Source organism: Mycobacterium ulcerans subsp. shinshuense (assembly GCF_002355775.1).
GTDB lineage: Bacteria > Actinomycetota > Actinomycetes > Mycobacteriales > Mycobacteriaceae > Mycobacterium > Mycobacterium marinum.
The window spans coordinates 2,669,101-2,687,042 of record NZ_AP017624.1 but is presented as its reverse complement, the minus strand read 5'-3'; the positions used below and the strand labels follow the sequence as shown (position 1 = coordinate 2,687,042).

Genomic DNA, 17,942 nt, shown 5'->3' with positions numbered 1-17,942 from the left:
GATCATCAGGCAACGCCAACCGAAACGCGGCCCAACACAGGCGCCAAGAAACCGGTGCGCGACCTTGCGGTGGACTACTACCGCGTCTCCGGCGTGGTGCTCATCGTCGCAGGGCATTGGCTGGCCGGATCCGTCACCTATCACGATGGGCGGTTCGGTCGGCAGAACCCACTGGTGGAGTTGCCCTGGACGCAGTGGCTGACCTGGCCATTCCAGGCGGTGCCGGTGTTTTTTCTGGTCGCCGGCTATGCCGGTGCGGTGTCGTGGCGACACCACTACGACGGCGACCGTGCCTCGCGCGAGGCTTGGGTGCGGCATCGGCTGGCCCGAGTGCTCGGCCCCACGGCGGTGTATGTCGGGCTGATCTCGGCAATAGTGGTCGCGCTGCGCGGTTTCGGCGTGCCCGGCTCGGTGCTGGATTATGCGGGTTGGGCGGTGGCGATGCACCTGTGGTTTCTCGCCGTCTATGTGGTGCTCGCGGCCCTCACCCCCATTGCCATTGCCGCACATGATCGCTGGGGCTTGGTCGTACCGCTGGCACTGGCGGCGGCCGTGGTGGCGGTAGACGCGGTTTCCCTGGGGGGCCATCTCCCCCAGCTGGGCTGGCTGAACTACTTGTTCTGCTGGGGCATGCTCTACCAGCTCGGAATCGCTTGGCAAACGGGGCTGTTGACGGGCAGCCGACCCGCGGTGCTAGCTGCCGTGTCAGCGATTGCGCTGACCCTGTTGATTTGGATCGGCCACTATCCGATCAGCATGATCGGCGTTCCCGGCCAAGCCGTACAGAACACCACACCGCCCACGGCTGCCATGCTGGCGTTCGGATGCCTGCAAGCCGGAATCGCGGTGATGGCCGCGCCTGCGCTCAATCGCGCACTGCGATCCGGACGGGTTCATCGGGTGCTGTCGTTCGCCAACAACAACGTGATGGCGCTCTATCTGTAGCACATGGTGCCGGTCGTGATCGTGGCCGTCGTCGCCTATCCGGCTGGGCTGTTGCCGCAACCGGAGCTCGGAACAACGGCTTGGTGGTTGACCCGCCTGGAGTGGGAGGTGGTGCTGATGCTGGTCACCGCGGTCGAGATGGTGATGCTGTGGTGGCTTCGGCGCCTCTTCGAGGCTCCGCTGTCCACGGTCGGTGTGGCGCTGCCGGCGCGGTGGGCCGAGTCGGTCATGCTGACCGGCGCCGCCATGTCAGCGTACTTCCTGTGGTTCATCGCCACCGAGGGCTTCGCACCGTCCGGCAGATTTCCATGGGTAGCCGCGATCGTTTTCGCCTTCGGGTTGGTGCTAGTGGCCTGCCGCCCGGCTAGGGCCGAGTGAACTCCCCCACACCGCGACGCCAACACCTGACGGGTGAGGGCCGGCCGCGCACCGAAAAGGACCGGCCGTGCCGGAAACCCGCGACGGCAACCACAGTCACTGATTCGCCCGCCAACCCCACGGCGCACCGATAGCATCCAAGGGCAGGGGGAACGAGGCAAACCAATGTCCAGGTTCGGCAAACATCCCGGGATTGTGGTCGGCGTCGACGGTTCGCCCGGTTCCAAGATCGCGATCCGCTGGGCTGCGCGCGACGCCGAGTTGCGCAACGTTGCACTGACTTTGGCTCATGTGCTGCCCACCACCGCGGGGACCCGGCTGAGTTCCTCGTTAGCTCCGCAACACACCGGCAAACTGCGAGAACGCGGCCAACAACTGCTCGACGAGGCCCTGCAGATCGCCAACGAAAGCTGTCAGCGCGGCCCGAACCAGATCAACCTGGAAATGCCCAGCGGGACGGCGGTGTCTGCGTTGGTCGACATGTCCAAAAACGCCGACTTGCTGGTGGTCGGATACCTCGGTACCGGCACCCTGCGGGGACGCCACCTGGGCTCGGTGAGCGCCGGCCTCATCTATCACTCGCACTGTCCCGTGGTCGTCATCCACGATGACGTCGACTTGAATCCCGACAGGGAGCGGTCCACGGTACTGGTCGGCATCGATGGCTCCCCGACTTCGGAATTGGCGATCGCGCTCGCATTCGACGAGGCCTCACGTCGCAAGGTCGATCTGACCGTGGTGCACACGTGGCAACCGCCGAATGTGTTTGATCCGATCGTCGGCTTTCCCGGTCCGGGCTGGCGGACGCTGCGTTCCCGAGAGGACCAGATCGTGGCCGAGCGACTGGCCGGCTGGACCGAGAGGTACCCCGACGTCGCCGTTCACCGCATCATCGCGCGCAACAACGCCGCACCTGAGCTTGTCGACAGCTCGACGCAAGCCCAGCTGGTGGTGATCGGCAGCCATGGCAGCGGCGGATTTGCCGCAATGCTGTTCGGTTCGGTCAGCGCCGCGGTGGTGCTACTGACCCATGTTCCGGTCATGATTGCGCGACGATCGCCGCCGACGCCCGGCTAACTCTGCCCGTAAAGCGCTGTGCGACAGCGACTCTGACGAGAACCAAGCCACCGGCCAGGCGGCCGGCAAGCCATTCGGGTTGCGCTGCCCATATGGGTAGCCTACCCTAACTTCCAGACAGAAAGGCTGGTTGCACGCCCATGCTGCCCATCGATCCACACGCCGATGCCTCCCGACGGGCTTGGCTACCGTGCCCACGCTGCCCGTGGGGCCGCGACACATGCCAGGACTGCCGTAGCGGCCGCAACTGCGGCACCCATTGGCAATATCTACTGAGCAATCGCGCGACCGAGTTGCACCTGCAGTGCCCGAGTTGTGCGGCCCTGTGGTCGACGGATACGCGAAATCGTCCGCGGACCCACGCCGTCGGCCAACACTAGGGCTACCTGCGCGAAAAGCGGCAAACACGCCGCCCCAGGGCGGCCATCACGCGGCCGAGTCGGGTTGATCCCAGCCGTCCAGGTCCGGCAGTGGGCGTCGACAGATGGCGCGAGCCTGCTCGGCATCGAGTCCGAATAAGCGCAATAGGTCTTCGGTCACCGCGTCGGCGGCCGCACAGCCGTCCCGTTGCGGGTCGGCCCGCAACAAGGTGCCCAGGCCCAGCAGCGCCCCGCCGGCCATGGCCAGCGCTAGTTCCGGGTCCTCTACCCGAAACCGACCCGCATCGGAAGCGGCCTTGATGTCACGCAGGGCCCGAGGAGCCAGTCCCCGGTCCGAGGACAGCAGGGCCGCGCCATTGGCCAACAGGATCTCGCTCTCTTGCGGGCGGCGCCGGAAGAGTCTGCCAGTCAGCCGAAAACTGGCAGCAAACGTTTCGGCGGGGTCTTCGATCGACGCGGTACACCGGTCCAGCAGCGCCCCGTGTGCGTCCAGCACATCGGCGACAGCGGCCTCGAACAACTGCTCCTTGCTATCGAAGTGGTTGTAGAACGAGCCCATGCCGACGTCGGCAGCTTGGGTGATTTCCAGCACCGGCACATTGAGTTTGCCTTCGGCGATCAATCGTTGCGCAGCCCTGAGAAGGGCCGTGCGGGTGCGCCGCTTACGCCGCTCCGAGCGGTTCGCCTGGGCGGGCGCGCCCCGATCCGATGTCGTCACCAAAGCAGTATGCATCACTTGTGATGATTTCGTCAGAAATGTTGACCGAGTGGCGCCTCGTATGTGACGATTTCGTCAGTTAGTGACCAAGGAAGTGGCGGTGGACGCGATGGTCGACATCGGCGGTGACCTGAAGAAGGGCGTACATCAGGACATGCACAGCGAACAGGGCGCCCGGCCTGACGAACACCCCGGCAGGTCCGGTAATCCGATCATCAAAGTTGTCGACCTGGCGTGGCTCGAGTTCGAGAAGCCGGATCTGGTTCGTACCGAGGCGTTCGCGCGCGCCTTCGGCCTACAGACCGCATGGCGCAGCCCCGACGAGCTTCGGTTGCGTGGCACCGATGCGGGCGCGGCCTGTGTGATCGTGCGCCGTGCGCCACGGACCCGATTCGCCGGCGTGGCCTACCGGGCCTGCGATGAGGTCGACGTCCTGCGTCTTGCCGATAAATGCGGGGCAACCGCACGACCGCTGCCGGAGACCATCGGCGGGCTTACGGTCGATCTGGTCGACCCCAGTGGAATGGCGGTACGCGTGGTTGCGGGCATGGATGAACTGCCCACGCTTCCAACGCAGCAACCAAGCGTTCTGAATTTCGGACATGATCTGTCACGCGCCAACCTTCCCCAGCGCCCCCCGCGGGTACCCGCCCGGATACAGCGGCTAGGCCATGTGGTGGTGCAGTCCACCAGGTACGCCGAAGCGCTGAACTGGTACCTGGACCACTTGGGGATGATCGTCAGCGACTTCCAGTTCTTCCCCGGTCAGCGCGACCGCGGCCCCACCATGAGCTTCATCCGCTGCGATCGCGGCTCGACACCGGCAGATCACCACACCTTGGCGATGGCACTGGGTCCGGCCAACCGCTACCTGCACTCGGCCTATCAGGTAAGTGACCTCGACGCCCTCGCCGCCGGTGGCGAATACCTCAAGGGACGCGGCTACTTTCGCTCGTGGGGCATCGGCAGACATATTCAAGGCAGTCAGATCTTCGACTACTGGCGCGATCCCGACGGCTTCCTTGTCGAACACCTCACCGATGGCGACATGTTCGACAACAGCCTCGAACCCGGCTGGGCCCCGTTGACCGCTTCAGGCTTGGCCCAGTGGGGGCCGCCGGCGACCAAAGACTTTCTCGGAACCGGCCCGAAATCCGCTCGCCACGAGCTAGTTTCGATGATCACCGCATTGCGGGCAACCAATGAGTTCGACTTCAACCGCCTCATCGGCCTACTGAAAGTTCCCTCCCTATGACCATATCCGTACTGCACACCGCCGACGGCTGGTGGGTAAAGACCGCGAGTGGAGCCGCGCAGGTGGCCACCGCCGCGGTTACCACCGCCGAGTTGCTTACCGACCGGGCCGCGATCGACCTGGCTGCAAACAGCGGCGACCGTACACCCATCGACGGCCTCCAGCTGATCTCACCGGTGACCCGACCCTGCCGGGTCGTGGCTCAGATGACCAATTTCGAATCGCACGTCAAGGATGCGGGGATGGACCCGACCGCGGTTCCGTTGACCTTCTTCCGCAAAGCGTCGGCATCGATCACCGGCCCGTTTGACGACATCGTCAAGCCCGCACACGTCCAACTCCTCGACTATGAGGTGGAGATAGGGCTGGTGATCGGTCAGGCAATTCCCTTGGGAACCAATCTCTCCGATGCGAATCTGGCCGACTTCATCGCCGGCTTGGTCGTCGCCAACGATGTGTCGGCACGCGACATTCAGCTTCCGCAGACACAATTCTATGAAGCCAAGTCCTACCCGACCTTCACACCAATCGGACCGCAGCTTGTGTTGCTCGACGCCGACGAACTCCGGCGCTTCGGCGAGCTGCGACTGCGACTGAGCGTGAATGGTGACGAGCGACAGAACAGCCTTGTCGAGGGCGACATGCTGTACCGGCCCCTGCAGGCCCTGCAATCACTCAACCAGTTTCAGGAACTCGCGCCCGGCGACTTGGTGCTCACCGGCACGCCGGTGGGCACCGCACTCAGCGCGCCGCCCAAGCCGGTCGAGATCATCGGAAACCTGTTGCCGCCGGCCCTCAAATGGAAAGCGTTCTTCAAGCGTCAGGCCAGCAACCCGAAATACCTTCAAGACGGTGACATCGTCGAAGCCTCGGTGCGCACCGACGATGGTCTCATCGACCTCGGAACCCAACACACCGCTGTGCGATACGCGTGAGTGACAAGCCATTCCAGACGATCCGGCAGGTACCTGTCGTCATCGTCGGCGCCGGGCCAACCGGCATCACCGCCGCGACCTTACTGGCCCAATACGGCGTCGAATCCATGGTTCTGGAACGTTGGACCGACGTGTACCCACAGCCCCGGGCCGTACACCTCGACGACGAAATCTACCGGGTGATCGCTCGTCTGGGCATCGCCGACGAATTTGCGGCAATCTCTCGGCCGACGCAGGGTTTGCGGCTGCTCGACAACCGATTCAACGTGCTCACCGAATTCCATCGCGACCCCGCACGCAGCCTCCATGGCTTCCCGCAAGCCAACATGTTCGACCAGCCGGAGTTGGAGACCTTGCTGCGGGCAAACCTCAAGCGCTACGCACACGCGCAATTGCGTGGCGGCGCGGAGGTCATCGAGATCTGCGATACCAACGAACTGCTGCGCGTTACGTTTACCGATCGATCCGACGGCAGGGTCCACCATGTCGACGCCGAATACGTACTGGGCTGCGACGGCGCCAACAGCATGGTCTGCAGCCACATCGGATCCACGATGGCGGATCTGAACTTCCAGCAACGCTGGCTGGTCGTGGATGTGGCCACCGAGTGCGACCTGGCGCAGTGGGACGGCGTGTACCAAGTGTGCGATCCGTTTCGCGCCGCCACCTACATGCGCATCGGGCAATCTCGCTATCGGTGGGAGTTTCAGCTACGCCCCGGTGAACGTACCGAGGATTTCAACTCGATAAGCGCGTTGCGTCCGCTGATCGCACCGTGGACTACCGACATCGCGGAGGGAGACCTCACCCTGTTGGGCGTCGCCGAATACACGTTCCGCGCTCAAATCGCCGACCAGTGGCGCCGCGGCAACATCTTCATCCTGGGGGACGCAGCGCACCTCACTCCCCCGTTCATCGGCCAGGGCATGGGAGCCGGACTGCGCGACGCGATGAACCTCAGTTGGAAGATTGCCGCCGTCCGATGCGGCACTCTGACCGCAGATGCCCTTGACACCTACCAGCAGGAACGCAAACCGCACACCCGCCAGCTGATCCGACTGGCGCTGGCCATCGGTCAGTTCATGACCGGCGGCGGCCGGTTGGGCAACGTTGTTCGCCGCGCCCTACTACCCCGAGTCCGTTTCGTTCCCGGCCTGCGCGACAAGATCAGCGACTCGACCACGCCCGCACTGCATGCTTCGGCGTTGGTGCACAAGACACATCGGTTCGGCCGATCACGACAGCTCGCCGGCTCGCTATGCCCTAATCCACTACTGCCCGAAGGCCAACGACTCGACGCTGTGATCGGGACGCGGTTTGCCGTCATCACCTCGACGTCACTGGGCGAGGCCCAGGAACTGCTCTTGCGCCGGCGCGATGTGTTGGTGGTGGTCACCCCGCCCGCGAGTAGCCTTGCCGATTGGCTGCGCCGCGGCGGAGTCAAGGCGGTGCTGGTGCGGCCGGACCGGACGGTGATGCGGGCAGCACGTGACACGGTCGCCCTGTGCTCATGGGCCGACCGGGCGCTGCAAGCCAGTTAGTGCCGATGTCCACCGCCGGACCCGCGCTGTTAGGCACGAGCCGCGGCTGACCTAGCCTGGTCGGATGAATGCGCCCAACGAGTTTTTGCTGCGGCCGTGTCGTGGGCAGGCTGAATGGCCTGCGCTGGTGCAAATCTGGCGCGGCGCGGTCGAGGCGACTCACCACTTCTTGACCGCCGACGATATCGACTTCTACGAGACGAAGCTGGCCAATGAGTACCTGGGACTGGTTGCGCTGACGGTCGCGGTCGCCGAGAATTTACCGGTGGGGTTCTCCGGAATCGCCGACGGGAAGTTGGAAATGCTGTTTATTGATCAGCAGTTTCGCGGACGCGGCGCCGGTTCTGCCTTGCTGCGCGCTGCGTTGGCCGCAATTCCGGACCTGTTGGTCGATGTGAACGAGCAGAATCCGCAAGCCGTCGGCTTCTATCATCGCCACGGTTTCGTGACGTTCGGGCGCTCGGAAACCGATGGCGACGGGCGTCCGTTTCCGCTCCTGCATCTGCGGCGCGGGTCGGCTCCACCGCGCCCCAGCTGACCACGGCCCAACCAGCCGCGGGTGACTGCCTGGGCCGCTCGAGGTGACTCAGGGCACACGTTTGAGCCTGAAGCCTTCTGGAAACCACTCTTCGTGCAGGGGAATTCCGGATCCAGACGTGAAGAAGACGCGCTAGTGCTCCGGACTCTGCTGGCTGAGCGCACCGATCGAACTGCGCGGTAGCCGTTTGACAACAAGCATCAAGGAGGAATCCATGGCGGACAAGAGTGGCCCCCAAGAAGCTGTCGAGGGCGTCGTTGAAGGCGCCAAGGGCAAGGCAAAGGAAGTCTTTGGAGCCGTGACCGGTTGCGATGACGTCAAGCGCGAGGGTCAGGCCCAGCAGGACAAGGCCGACGCTCAGCGTGACGCGGCCAAGAAGGAAGCCGAGGCAGAAGCTGCTCGCCGCGGCGCCGACGTCGCCGAAGAGCGCCAGAAGGCCAATCAGTAGTCAGCACCCTCCGATGGGCTCAGTCCGAATGGCGGACTGGGCCCATCGGCTTGCAAACGGGTCACGGTACCGGCCCCTCAGCGCGCGAGTCTAGATAATGGACTGCAGCTAAACGGTTTTCGACCGCATTGCGCGGACCTGTCAAGAAGTGTCGCCGCCCTCACCGTTCTCGGCGGACCGCCCATGGTTCATCAATCTCACGGCCGCCCTCGCGGCATCGCGCAGGGAGCGATTGCTGGCCAGCAGGTCGCAATTCGCCGCAGCCAGAGCGGCATTGTCGTCTTCGAGGTTGAGAATGCGTGAGATTCCGGCCAGATTGATGCCGGCCTCGATGAGGACGCTGACGCGCTGCAGCCGGACCAGATCATCGGCACTGTAACGGCGGGTACCACCTTCGCTACGCGCGGGAGTCACCAGCCCATGGCGCTCATACAGACGAAGCGACTGCACCGCGATACCCGAAAGCTCCGCCGTCACCGAAATGCCGTACACGCCGACATCGGGGGCCGGCCCTCCGGCGTGGCCGGGACGATCGGCCATGGCCACCTCCTCGACTACCCCTCGCGCAGAAAACCTGTCTATCACACTTGCGCTGTGCTACCGATAGTGTTAAACATAAATCTATGTCGTCTGACATAGAAACATTGGACTAACAATTACAGAATTGGAGTGAGAGGTGGCCGCAATGTTGATGCGTACCGACCCGTTCCGTGACCTGGACCGCTTCGCCCAGCAAGTGCTTGGCACGTCGGCCCGACCAGCGGTAATGCCGATGGACGCGTGGCGAGAGGGTGACAAATTCGTCGTCGAGTTCGATCTGCCGGGCATAGACGCCGACTCCCTGGACATCGACATCGAACGCAATGTGGTGACCGTTCGCGCCGAACGGCCGGCCGTGGACCCGAATCGAGAGATGCTGGCCAGCGAACGACCCCGTGGAGTATTCAGCCGCCAGCTAGTGCTTGGCGAGAACCTCGACACCGCCAGGATCGCGGCCTCCTACACGGAAGGTGTGCTGAAGCTGCAGATCCCGGTGGCCGAAAAGGCCAAGCCGCGCAAGATTTCGATCACCAGAGGCGCTGGCGACAAAACCATCAGCGAAAACGTTGCGCATCCTGAGGTGATAGAAGCCTGATCCACTACTGGGCGAAGCGCGGCCGTCCCGCCGGACGCTAAACCTTGCCGGAGTTGACAACAGCCGCGCTTCGCCCAGACACATCCGCAGTTGGACGCCACACAACAGCAGCGCTTAGTCGCCAAATTACTTGCACGCTTTGGGATTTAGCTGATGACACGGGACTGTCGGCGTATCGCTTGGCGGCAAGCATCTGGAAGGTATCCGAGAGTACCTGGCCCGCTTCCCTCAATCGGGGGACATCTCTTTCACCCCCATTCATGACTGATCAGCCGACAGACAACGGCGCGCCGCGGCGGCACCATGACAGTGGAGCAGTGACCAAGTCGCGCGCTCTTGGCTGACACCCCCGCAAGCAAGAGGGTTCCAACGTGAACATCGTGACCATCGCCGCCTGCCAGATGAGTCGGGCGGTGGGATAAGCGCCATGCCATCGGCACCCCACCCGGGGCGCTACCAGATGCCGCCGTTGCGGCCCAGCGCCTGGCAAATGACAAATGACAGCGTCGCGTACGGGGCGGCGTCCTACCACCCGAATTCGGGCTACCCGCATTCGGGCCGGCGCCCGATGAATTCACCGGCGTGGTACGACAACAACCCAGACCTGGCCGTCGAATGCGCCGTCCAGCAGTTACTCGACGCACTGGGCGTGGACGACGGAGAGCACACCGCCGGGACGCCCGCGCGCGTCGCACGAGCGTGGCGAGAGATGTTGTGGGGATATCACGAGGTACCGGAGGACCAGCTCGCTACCGACTTTCCCGCGCCCGATGACCCGGGACTGATCGTCATGCACGGCATTTCGTTCTCCTCCACCTGCGCACACCATCTCTTGCCGTTCACCGGCACCGCCACGATCGCCTACCGCCCGCATCCGGGCCAGCGCATCGTCGGCTTGTCCAAACTGGCCCGGCTGGTGGACGGTTACGCCGCACGGCTGCAGGTACAAGAGCGCATCGGACAGCAAGCGGTGGACGGAATAATGCGCAGGCTCAACCCCTCCGGAGCCATGTGCATCATCACCGCCAGACACGATTGCATGCGACTGCGCGGGGTACGCGATCCGGCCGCCGAGGCGACTACCGAAGCGCGAAAAGGTATTTGGTCAGATCATGAAATGGCGTTGATTCATCGCCTGCACGGCGGAGCCCGCTGAAATCGGCGCCGTCATCGGATGTAGCGAAACCGAATCACGATGACCGCGCCACTATCACCGGCATCCGCACGGCATGCACGACCGCGTTGCTCACCGAGCCGAGCAGCACACCGGTGATGCCGCCACGGCCGTGACTGCCGACAACCACCAGTTGAACGGTTTGCGACATTTCGACCAGCTGATGAGCGGGTTTGTCGCATACGACCACCCGCCGGACGGTCACATCGGGATAGCGTTCCTCCCAGCCTGCCAGCCGCTCAGCGAGGCTCAGCCGGGCTTCGGCTTCCATCGTCGACCAGTTCAGGCCCGGTAGTTCGACCACATCCTGGTCACTCCACGCGTGCACCGCGATCAGCTCGACGCCGCGGCGTGATGCCTCATCGAACGCGACCGCGGTAGCCAGCTCGGAAGCCGGGGAGCCGTCGATCCCCACCAGGACCGGCGCATGCAGCGGATCCGGGATCATCGGATCTTCGTCGCGAAGGACCGCCACTGGACAGCTGGCACGTCGCACCAGGCTCGAGCTGACCGAACCCAGTAGCACCCGGGCCAGCGCTCCGTGCCCAGAGCTGCCCACGACCATCAGTTCTGCCTCGGCGGACATCTCGACCATGGTCGGTACCGGCAAGGAGAAGACGATCTCACTTTTGATGGTGAGCTCGCGGTCCCCCGCCACCGACTCCTCGGCGATCTTGACCGCACCGGCAATGACCTTGCGCCCCTCGTCTTCCTGCCACACGGCCCAGGTATCGGGATAAGGCATCGGCGGCCACGTCGCCACATCGGTGTTGACCACGTGGACCACGGTCAGTGGCAGATTCCGCATCGCCGCGTCCCGGGCTGCCCAGCAAACGGCGGCATTCGATGCCGGTGAACCGTCGACTCCAACGACAACGCCGAGACGCTTTCCGAGTGTGGACATGTCCGTGCTCCTCCGATTACAAGCCGCTTGGCGGCATGGCAGCGATCAAAGGTGTGTCGACACCGATGCGCCCCACTGTATCCGCACCGCCCGGCGAGCCGAGCGGTGCGTCGCGGCCCGGCAGGATCTCGCGAAAAAAAGCCGCATTGTCGGCGAGGTGGTGTCGCTGCTCGTCCGGAAGGTCCTCTTCCCAGTAGATCGCGCCCACCCGGCAGGCCGTCTTGCAGGCACCACAATCAACGCACTCATCGGGGTTGATGTACATCGTGCGAGCGCCCTCATAAATGCAATCAACAGGGCATTCCTGAGTACACGACTTTTCGGCGACGTCCACGCATTCTCGGCCGATCACATAGGTCATGGCCACAAGTTACAAAACGCCTGGCGATACCCGCGTCTATCGAAAGGCCTGACGAGCAGGGACCAAAGACCTTTGCCGGGCGGCTGCCACTAGGCGGGACGGACGACGATCACCGGAACTTTCGCCGAGTGGGCCACTGTCGAGCTGACCGAACCCAGGAGCATGCCGGGGAACCCTCCGCGGCCCCGATTTCCGACGATCACCAACTGTGCGTGCTGAGCTTCCTCGAGCAGCCAATGCGCGGGCTTGTCGCAGACCAACGAACGCTTGACGTGCACATCGGGGTACTGCTCCTGCCAGCTCGCCAGGCGCTCAGCCAGGATCTCCTCTCCTTGACTCTCACGCTCGCGCCAATCCATACCGAGGATGGGAAACACGCCAACGTCGCTCCATGCATGCAGGGCTACCAGGTCCACGCCCCGGCGGGACGCCTCTTCGAACGCCATAGCGGTGGCGGCTTCCGCGGCCGGTGATCCATCGATACCCACGACCACGGCCGCGCCTGGGTCCGGAGCCGCGCCGCTATCGGAGTGAACCACCGCGACCGGACAATGGGCATGGTGAAGCAGCGCCGAGCAGACCGAGCCCAACAGCATGCGGCCCAGTGCGCCCATCCCCTGGCTGCCCACTACCACCATCGAGGCCTGCGTTGAGGCTTCGATAAGCGCGGCCACCACATTGGAATAGACGACCTCTGTGCGCACGTCTGGCGACTCCGAATCACCCAGCGCCTCCGAGAGGACCTTACGGGCTCGCTCCATCACGCTGTTGGCTTCGTCCCGCTGCCAATCAGGCATTTCCGCATACAGCTGGCCAACAGGCCAACCGACGACCACGGGGGCCACCCCGTGCATCAAGGTGATGGGTGTGCGATGAAGACCCGCCTCGCGGGCGGCCCAGGCTACCGCGGCATCCGACTGCGCGGAGCCGTCAACAGCGACCAAGATTCCATATTTCTTTGCACCACTCGACATTCCATACTCCTCGCGTCGGGCCCAGGTACCTGGCGAGCGATAGGCCAACCGGGATCCCGGCACCAGATCGCCCTGGTTTGAGTCCCGACCTGACCGTATACGACAGACCGCGTTGAGCAGCAGAGTCCATGGACCCCACATCGCCGCCCAGGCTGACCCGCGAACACCTCACTGCTCGCTGGCGCGAAACGCGTTGATCGCGTTGATGACCCCCGCGATCTGCTCGTTGCTGAGCTTCTCCCCGTCGAAGGCGACGTTGAGCAGGATCTTCAGATCGAGCATTTGTTGCAGGTAGACCAGACACGGAGGACAGTCCTGCAGGTGTTTTTCCACGATCGCTCCCCACTGCTGCGGATCCGCATCAACCAGGTCATCAACGAGGTGGACGAACTCGACGCAGTCAATCGCAGGAACTGTGTTGTCGTAGACGGTCATCGTTGGTAGCGCTTCTCCAGTTCGGCGCGAAGGTTTCCTCGCCCCCGGTAAAGCAAAGCGCGTTGCGCTTCGGCGGACAGCTCAAGAGTATGGGCTGCCTCCTCGGCAGATATCCCTAACAGATCGCGCAGGATGACCAGTCGTCGCTGGCGTGGTGGCAGCGCATCCAGCGCCGCCCTTACGAAACCGACTGTTTCCTCCGCCACAGTTTGATCTTCTGGGATGAACCGCCTCGACGGCGGCACGCTCCAGTGCCCGGCATCCGGATGGCCGGCGGGATGCATGCGCCCAGAGAGCGGATCGATTTCTTCGGTGGCCAGCACCTCGTGCGCACGGATCCGTGAGTCGCGGCGCCGGTACCGCGATGCGGTGTTCTTAACGATGCCGAATAGCCAGGTTGCCACCGACGATCGCCCCTCGAAGGAGTCCGAAGACTGGATGACCTGCACCCACGCTTCCTGTACCGCTTCTTCGGCTATCGTCGGCGAACTCACCATGGTGCGAGCGAAATTCACCATCTGCCTGTGGTAGTCCCGAACCAAGCTGGCCAGCGGGATGCCGCCGACCATGTGCTCGGATGTGGGCTCGGGGGGTACCGCGGTCGGGGTCATCGTTGACCCACACGGTCACTCAACGGCATCTATCCAGTTCCCAGCGCAGCTGGGCCTCAGATGGCGACTGCACCGGAAGGAAGGCAGCCTCACGGTAGCGGCGGTTCGTCGGCGTCCTACTCGCATAGCCTTTGCCTCCGGCCACTCGTATCTCCAGGTCAGCACTAGCACAGGCGATCTTCGCGGAACTGAGTCGCAGCGAGAGCAACTCGCGCCGGCCCGCAGGCCGCTGTGTGCCGACCGACGCGGCCGCACCGGACAACGTGGACTCGGCCAGGGCAAGCCGTTCCGCGATGAGGTCGAAATCGGGAGCATAGACCGAGTTCACCCCGGCCAGAGCGATCCTGCTCTGCGCCAATGCGGTTCTGGCCAGGCCGATGCACATGGCCGACTGCAGCACCAAGAATGTCGGGCGGACCGCGTCGAGGAATCCCCCGCAGTCGGTGGACAGAACTTGTTCCGACGCGACGTACACATCCTGAAGTTCCAGCTGCGACGACGCCGTGCTGCCCATCGCCAACAGCTCGAAGTGATCCCCGACGGCAACGCCTGGGGTGGCCAACGGCAGAGCCACGATCAGCTACTCGCCTCGCTCGGTGCGTGCCGCCGTCATCAACACAGAGTCCTGGTAGAGGTTGCTGGCCCACCGGATCGACCCACTGAGCTGGTAGCCGCCCGTGACCGGTCTGGCGGTCAGCTCCAGGTCGCCACAACCGGCCGCCTCTTTGAATGCTGCTGCCATGCCGCTAATCCCCAGTGCAGCGCCGGCTAGCAGGGGGCCGACGACGGCGAGGCTGTATTCCGTTGCGGCGGTGAGCAGGTACTCGACAGCCATGCGACTGGCCCAGACACTAAATCCGGTGCTCATACACTCCCCCGAGATGACGGAGATCGCCTCCGCCATCTGGGGCAGGCACCCGTCGGAGTTACCCGGTGCGCCCAGCCCGAGCAGTCCGACAGCGCCAAGGCCCGGAAAGCTCCGACGTGCGGTTCCGTCCCCGCGGTCCAACGCACTGGCATGAGCGCGAATTTCAGCTAGCAGCTCCGAATGCAGCAAATCAGTCGCGGCATCCACGGTTGCGGTCACAGCGGGACCTCCTGTTCAGTGCTGTTGCAGGGGTAGCCGAGAAAAAACCTGCCGCGAAAGATCACCCGATCACCGAGGGGCCCGCGACGATGCTCGACCCGTACGGAGCCGGGGTGGAATAGTTCCGCGGCCGGGCACGACCTGCTCGCGTTATGGCTCATGGCGAACCGCCTAGCCGATCTTCAGTGTCGAGTAGACAGTTGCCGGCCGGCGGAAGGTATTCACCACGGGCGACCACGCGATCGCGTTGTCGTGGATCTCGTTGAGCGTCGCTTCGTCGGCATCGCCGGCGAGGCTGACTTTGCACCGTACCGCGGTGAAACCAAGGAGCTTGTCGGCCGGGGTGTCACCTACGCCCCACACGGCGGAGATGTCGATGTCGGCTTCCATCTCGACCTCGATTTTGGTCAAGGCGACGCCACGGTGGGTCGCGTTGGCCAGCAGGCCCACCGAGATACATGACCCCAAGGCGGCCAGCGTGATCTCGGAGGGGTTTGGTGCCGAGTCATCGCCGAGCAGCGACGGCGGTTCGCCGACGAGCACCGCCGCCAGGTCCCGCACGTAGGTCATGTTGCGAAAGCCGGCTTCACACACTGTCTTGGCCTTGAGCGTCTTCTTACCCGCGCTGGGGTCCGCCTTGGCGCCACAGGACAGCCGGTCGAGCCCCTCGGCGTCGATCGCAAGCACGTCGGTCATTCGGATTCTCCTTCTCGCAAGGCGAATATTTCTGAGTTGCAGCCGTTTAGTGCTTGGCGAGAAGCGAAACGTGACGAAAATGCACTGTGATCTACGTATCCGAACCGCCGATCACATCCCTGAAACATTCCAGACGTTGTCCTGTTCGATATCGGGCATTGCACCGAGACAGCGCCGTCAAGGCGAGAGAAGCTCTGTTCACCAACAGTTTTGGGAGGGCGTCTCACAACGCAAGTAACCCAAAGGCCAAGCTGAGCCGGTGCCGACAGCACCATCCACAGCGCGCTGGCCGCGAAACCACCGCGCTGGTGATCGATGCTGCCGACCGTCCGGCAATCACTAACTGCTAGAGCATATTCCGACGTGCGTGCCGGCCTAGGCCGGCGAACTTTACCGACGAGCGCACTAGGCGCCCCATTTAGCCGCTTCGGCTTGGTCACGAGCGCTCATGGCCAGGGTATTGGATTCATGGGTGCTTGCCATCGACTGATAGGCGCGCACCAAGTCCTCCATGGCCTGATTCCACTGGGTCTGCCAACCTTGGTAGGTCACACCGGTATCGCCCTGCCAGGCATTGGACAGCGCGGCCTGCTCGGCGGCGATATCAGCACCCAGGCCGTGCAGCGAGCCGGCATAGCCCGACATGTCGCCGGCATGAGCCAGCATCGCCGGGTAGTTGTACATGATCTGTGACATATGGATCCTTTCCTCGAGGCAACGTGTTGGGAAACTCAGAAGCCGGGATAGCTCGATGCGGCGGCGGCATCGGTAGCCACATACGTGCCCGCGGCATCCCCGAGGTTTGCCTGCGCCACGTCCAGCAGGGTGTTGACTTTTCCGGCGGCCTCCACAAAGCGGGCATGCGCGGCCTGAAAGGCCGTCGCGGACTCGCCGATGTGGAAGGCCTGCGCCGACAGCGCCGATTGCTCCGCCTGACCGATGGTGTGACGCATCAGCCCGACTTTGCCGGCAAACGCCGACTGCGAGGCCACCAACTGGCCGATGTGGGCATCCAACAGACTCATAAATGTCCTTTCTATCGATATGTTTCCGCGTACTACCTATGACAACGCCAGCTCCACCATCCTGTTCTCGCCCACCGGGGCGAAACAGTTTGTTTGCCAGAGCCTGGGCAACAGCGGACTGGCTGCACCGCGCCCGTATTCATCACCGCCGAAGAGCGCCAGCCCGGCCGGTTGCACCACCGCCTTGCTGACAGTAGTTCCGGCAAAGCCCGACGTGCCCGCGTGCTGGCTGCCGGTCTCGAGCGGCATCGGCTCTACGCCGGAAGTGTCGTGTACCGATGAAGGCCGCGCAGCCTGGCCCACCCCCGACACCTCATCCGGCCCGCGCAGCACATCACGGTAAGACCCTTGATCCCCAACGGAAATCGGCACGTCTCCGAGATGCTGGGTGATTGCCAGCGGCAAACTGGCCGACAACGAAGCCTCGGCTCCCACCGCCAGCGAGATGGTGGCCGGCGCCACAGCACCGGCCGCGGCGGCCTGAACCATGGACAGAAGACCGACCGCTAGGGAGGGGTTTTCGTTGAGCAGAGCACCGAACTGCGGCAGAAACTGGTACTGCCAATAGTGGACGTAGTACGCAGCACCGATGTGATGGGCATCAACGGTAACGCAATCCACACCGATGCTCGATTGATCGAACATGGATCCGAAAGCGGTTGAGTAGGAGGCGTCCGAGAGCACGGATGCCGTGTCGATGAAGCTTCCGAATCCGGCGTGTCCCGAGTCGTCGTTGTCAGCAAGCATGTCCAAGTGGCTGACCGCGACGGCTGGCGCGTCGATACCGGGATTCACCAGCACCGGTGCCGGAGCCGCTGGCGGCACTGCCGCCAACGCAGCGGTCGAGCAGGCCTGATACACGCCCATCACGCCAGCGGCCTGAATCCACATCCGCACATAGTCGGCTTCGTTTAGAGCGATGGGAGCCACGTTGACGCCAAAGAAGTTCATTGCGACCAACACCTCGTGCACGGTGTGGTTTTCGGCCAACTCCGTCAACGTTGGCATCTCGGCCAACGCGCCGCTGTATGCCGCTGCGGCGGCCTCAAGAGCTGCGGCAGCTTCGGCACACACCAGGACCGCCTCGGCCAGCCATGCCTTATACCGAATCTTTTCGGCTACATAGCTTTCCGCGCCTGCGCCTTCCCATTGCCAGCTGACTTCACCAAGCACAAAGCTGATGTCAACCGCCGCCAGCGCGAACTTCTCGCCGAGGCCCGCCCAGGCGGCCGCGGCCGCCTGCAGCGGTCCGAGCCCGGGGCCGCTGCTCAGCAACGCTGAATGCACTTCAGGCGGAGCAGCCATCCAAATGGGCGACGTCATCT

19 protein-coding genes and 2 pseudogenes are annotated in these 17,942 nt (G+C 63.8%); 9 read left to right on the top strand and 12 right to left on the bottom strand.

Features of this window, described 5'->3' with window-relative positions; translation table 11 throughout:
* Positions 1-69: 69 nt before the first annotated feature.
* A pseudogene (locus tag SHTP_RS11985) lies at positions 70-1,323 on the top strand (acyltransferase family protein).
* Between the two features lie 165 nt (positions 1,324-1,488).
* Positions 1,489-2,400: a universal stress protein gene (locus SHTP_RS11980; protein WP_020725455.1), complete on the top strand. Its 912-nt coding sequence runs from the start codon at positions 1,489-1,491 to the stop codon at positions 2,398-2,400.
* A gap of 426 nt (positions 2,401-2,826) precedes the next feature.
* Here SHTP_RS11980 and SHTP_RS11970 read toward each other — a convergent pair whose 3' ends face one another.
* Positions 2,827-3,513, bottom strand: coding sequence for a TetR/AcrR family transcriptional regulator (locus tag SHTP_RS11970; protein ID WP_081435712.1), 687 nt, complete (start codon positions 3,511-3,513; stop codon positions 2,827-2,829).
* 67 nt (positions 3,514-3,580) lie between these two features.
* On the opposite strand from SHTP_RS11970, the gene SHTP_RS11965 reads away from it, so the two are divergent.
* The 5 genes from SHTP_RS11965 to mbp1 all read left to right on the top strand — a co-directional run bounded on the left by SHTP_RS11965 (position 3,581) and on the right by mbp1 (position 8,215).
* Positions 3,581-4,753 carry a VOC family protein gene (locus SHTP_RS11965; RefSeq protein WP_096370703.1) on the top strand — a complete coding sequence of 391 codons (1,173 nt, stop codon included), beginning with the start codon at positions 3,581-3,583 and terminating at the stop codon, positions 4,751-4,753.
* On the top strand, positions 4,750-5,688 hold the full coding sequence (locus SHTP_RS11960) for a fumarylacetoacetate hydrolase family protein (protein ID WP_096370702.1): 939 nt from the start codon (positions 4,750-4,752) through the stop codon (positions 5,686-5,688). The genes SHTP_RS11965 and SHTP_RS11960 overlap by 4 nt, the downstream gene beginning before the upstream one ends.
* Complete coding sequence (mhpA, locus tag SHTP_RS11955; protein WP_096370701.1) at positions 5,685-7,229, top strand: bifunctional 3-(3-hydroxy-phenyl)propionate/3-hydroxycinnamic acid hydroxylase MhpA; 1,545 nt, start codon at positions 5,685-5,687, stop codon at positions 7,227-7,229. Before SHTP_RS11960 ends, mhpA begins: the two co-directional genes overlap by 4 nt.
* 64 nt (positions 7,230-7,293) lie before the next feature.
* Positions 7,294-7,767 carry an acetyltransferase gene (locus tag SHTP_RS11950; RefSeq protein ID WP_012394682.1) on the top strand — a complete coding sequence of 158 codons (474 nt, stop codon included), beginning with the start codon at positions 7,294-7,296 and terminating at the stop codon, positions 7,765-7,767.
* Between the two features lie 214 nt (positions 7,768-7,981).
* Positions 7,982-8,215: a microaggregate-binding protein 1 gene (mbp1, locus tag SHTP_RS11945; protein WP_096370700.1), complete on the top strand. Its 234-nt coding sequence runs from the start codon at positions 7,982-7,984 to the stop codon at positions 8,213-8,215.
* Between the two features lie 141 nt (positions 8,216-8,356).
* Here the strand turns inward: mbp1 and SHTP_RS11940 are convergent, their stop codons facing one another.
* Positions 8,357-8,755, bottom strand: a complete 399-nt coding sequence (locus SHTP_RS11940; protein ID WP_012394684.1) for a MerR family transcriptional regulator — start codon at positions 8,753-8,755, stop codon at positions 8,357-8,359.
* 145 nt (positions 8,756-8,900) lie between these two features.
* Here SHTP_RS11940 and SHTP_RS11935 point away from each other — a divergent pair, with 145 nt between their 5' ends.
* A complete protein-coding gene (locus tag SHTP_RS11935; RefSeq protein WP_011740236.1) occupies positions 8,901-9,350 on the top strand; it encodes an Hsp20/alpha crystallin family protein in 450 nt (149 codons plus the stop codon).
* A gap of 427 nt (positions 9,351-9,777) precedes the next feature.
* Positions 9,778-10,506: a GTP cyclohydrolase I gene (gene folE, locus SHTP_RS11930; protein ID WP_096370699.1), complete on the top strand. Its 729-nt coding sequence runs from the start codon at positions 9,778-9,780 to the stop codon at positions 10,504-10,506.
* A gap of 34 nt (positions 10,507-10,540) precedes the next feature.
* On the opposite strand, the gene SHTP_RS11925 is transcribed toward folE, so the two are convergent.
* The 10 genes and pseudogenes from SHTP_RS11925 to SHTP_RS11875 form a co-directional block, all read right to left on the bottom strand.
* Positions 10,541-11,428, bottom strand: coding sequence for a universal stress protein (locus SHTP_RS11925; RefSeq protein WP_096370698.1), 888 nt, complete (start codon positions 11,426-11,428; stop codon positions 10,541-10,543).
* 16 nt (positions 11,429-11,444) lie between these two features.
* Positions 11,445-11,789 carry a ferredoxin gene (gene fdxA / locus SHTP_RS11920; protein ID WP_096370697.1) on the bottom strand — a complete coding sequence of 115 codons (345 nt, stop codon included), beginning with the start codon at positions 11,787-11,789 and terminating at the stop codon, positions 11,445-11,447.
* Between the two features lie 89 nt (positions 11,790-11,878).
* Entirely contained in the window at positions 11,879-12,763 is an 885-nt protein-coding gene (locus SHTP_RS11915; protein WP_096372439.1) for a universal stress protein, read from the bottom strand.
* A gap of 168 nt (positions 12,764-12,931) precedes the next feature.
* Positions 12,932-13,198 (bottom strand): anti-sigma factor, encoded by a 267-nt coding sequence (locus tag SHTP_RS11910; protein ID WP_015355734.1) that lies wholly within the window; start codon positions 13,196-13,198, stop codon positions 12,932-12,934.
* Positions 13,195-13,809, bottom strand: a complete 615-nt coding sequence (locus SHTP_RS11905) for an RNA polymerase sigma factor (protein WP_020725466.1) — start codon at positions 13,807-13,809, stop codon at positions 13,195-13,197. The genes SHTP_RS11910 and SHTP_RS11905 overlap by 4 nt, the downstream gene beginning before the upstream one ends.
* Before the next feature lie 19 nt (positions 13,810-13,828).
* Positions 13,829-14,896 (bottom strand): annotated as a pseudogene (locus SHTP_RS11900) (acyl-CoA dehydrogenase family protein).
* A gap of 171 nt (positions 14,897-15,067) precedes the next feature.
* Positions 15,068-15,592 (bottom strand): OsmC family protein, encoded by a 525-nt coding sequence (locus SHTP_RS11895; RefSeq protein ID WP_096370696.1) that lies wholly within the window; start codon positions 15,590-15,592, stop codon positions 15,068-15,070.
* Positions 15,593-15,997: 405 nt separating this feature from the next.
* On the bottom strand, positions 15,998-16,288 hold the full coding sequence (locus tag SHTP_RS11885) for a WXG100 family type VII secretion target (RefSeq protein WP_011740245.1): 291 nt from the start codon (positions 16,286-16,288) through the stop codon (positions 15,998-16,000).
* Positions 16,289-16,323: 35 nt separating this feature from the next.
* The gene (esxG, locus tag SHTP_RS11880; protein WP_012394694.1) at positions 16,324-16,617 is read right to left on the bottom strand and encodes a type VII secretion system protein EsxG; all 294 of its coding nucleotides are present in this window, start codon (positions 16,615-16,617) and stop codon (positions 16,324-16,326) included.
* 36 nt (positions 16,618-16,653) lie between these two features.
* The gene (locus SHTP_RS11875) at positions 16,654-17,940 is read right to left on the bottom strand and encodes a PPE family protein (RefSeq protein WP_096370695.1); all 1,287 of its coding nucleotides are present in this window, start codon (positions 17,938-17,940) and stop codon (positions 16,654-16,656) included.
* Positions 17,941-17,942 lie beyond the last annotated feature (2 nt).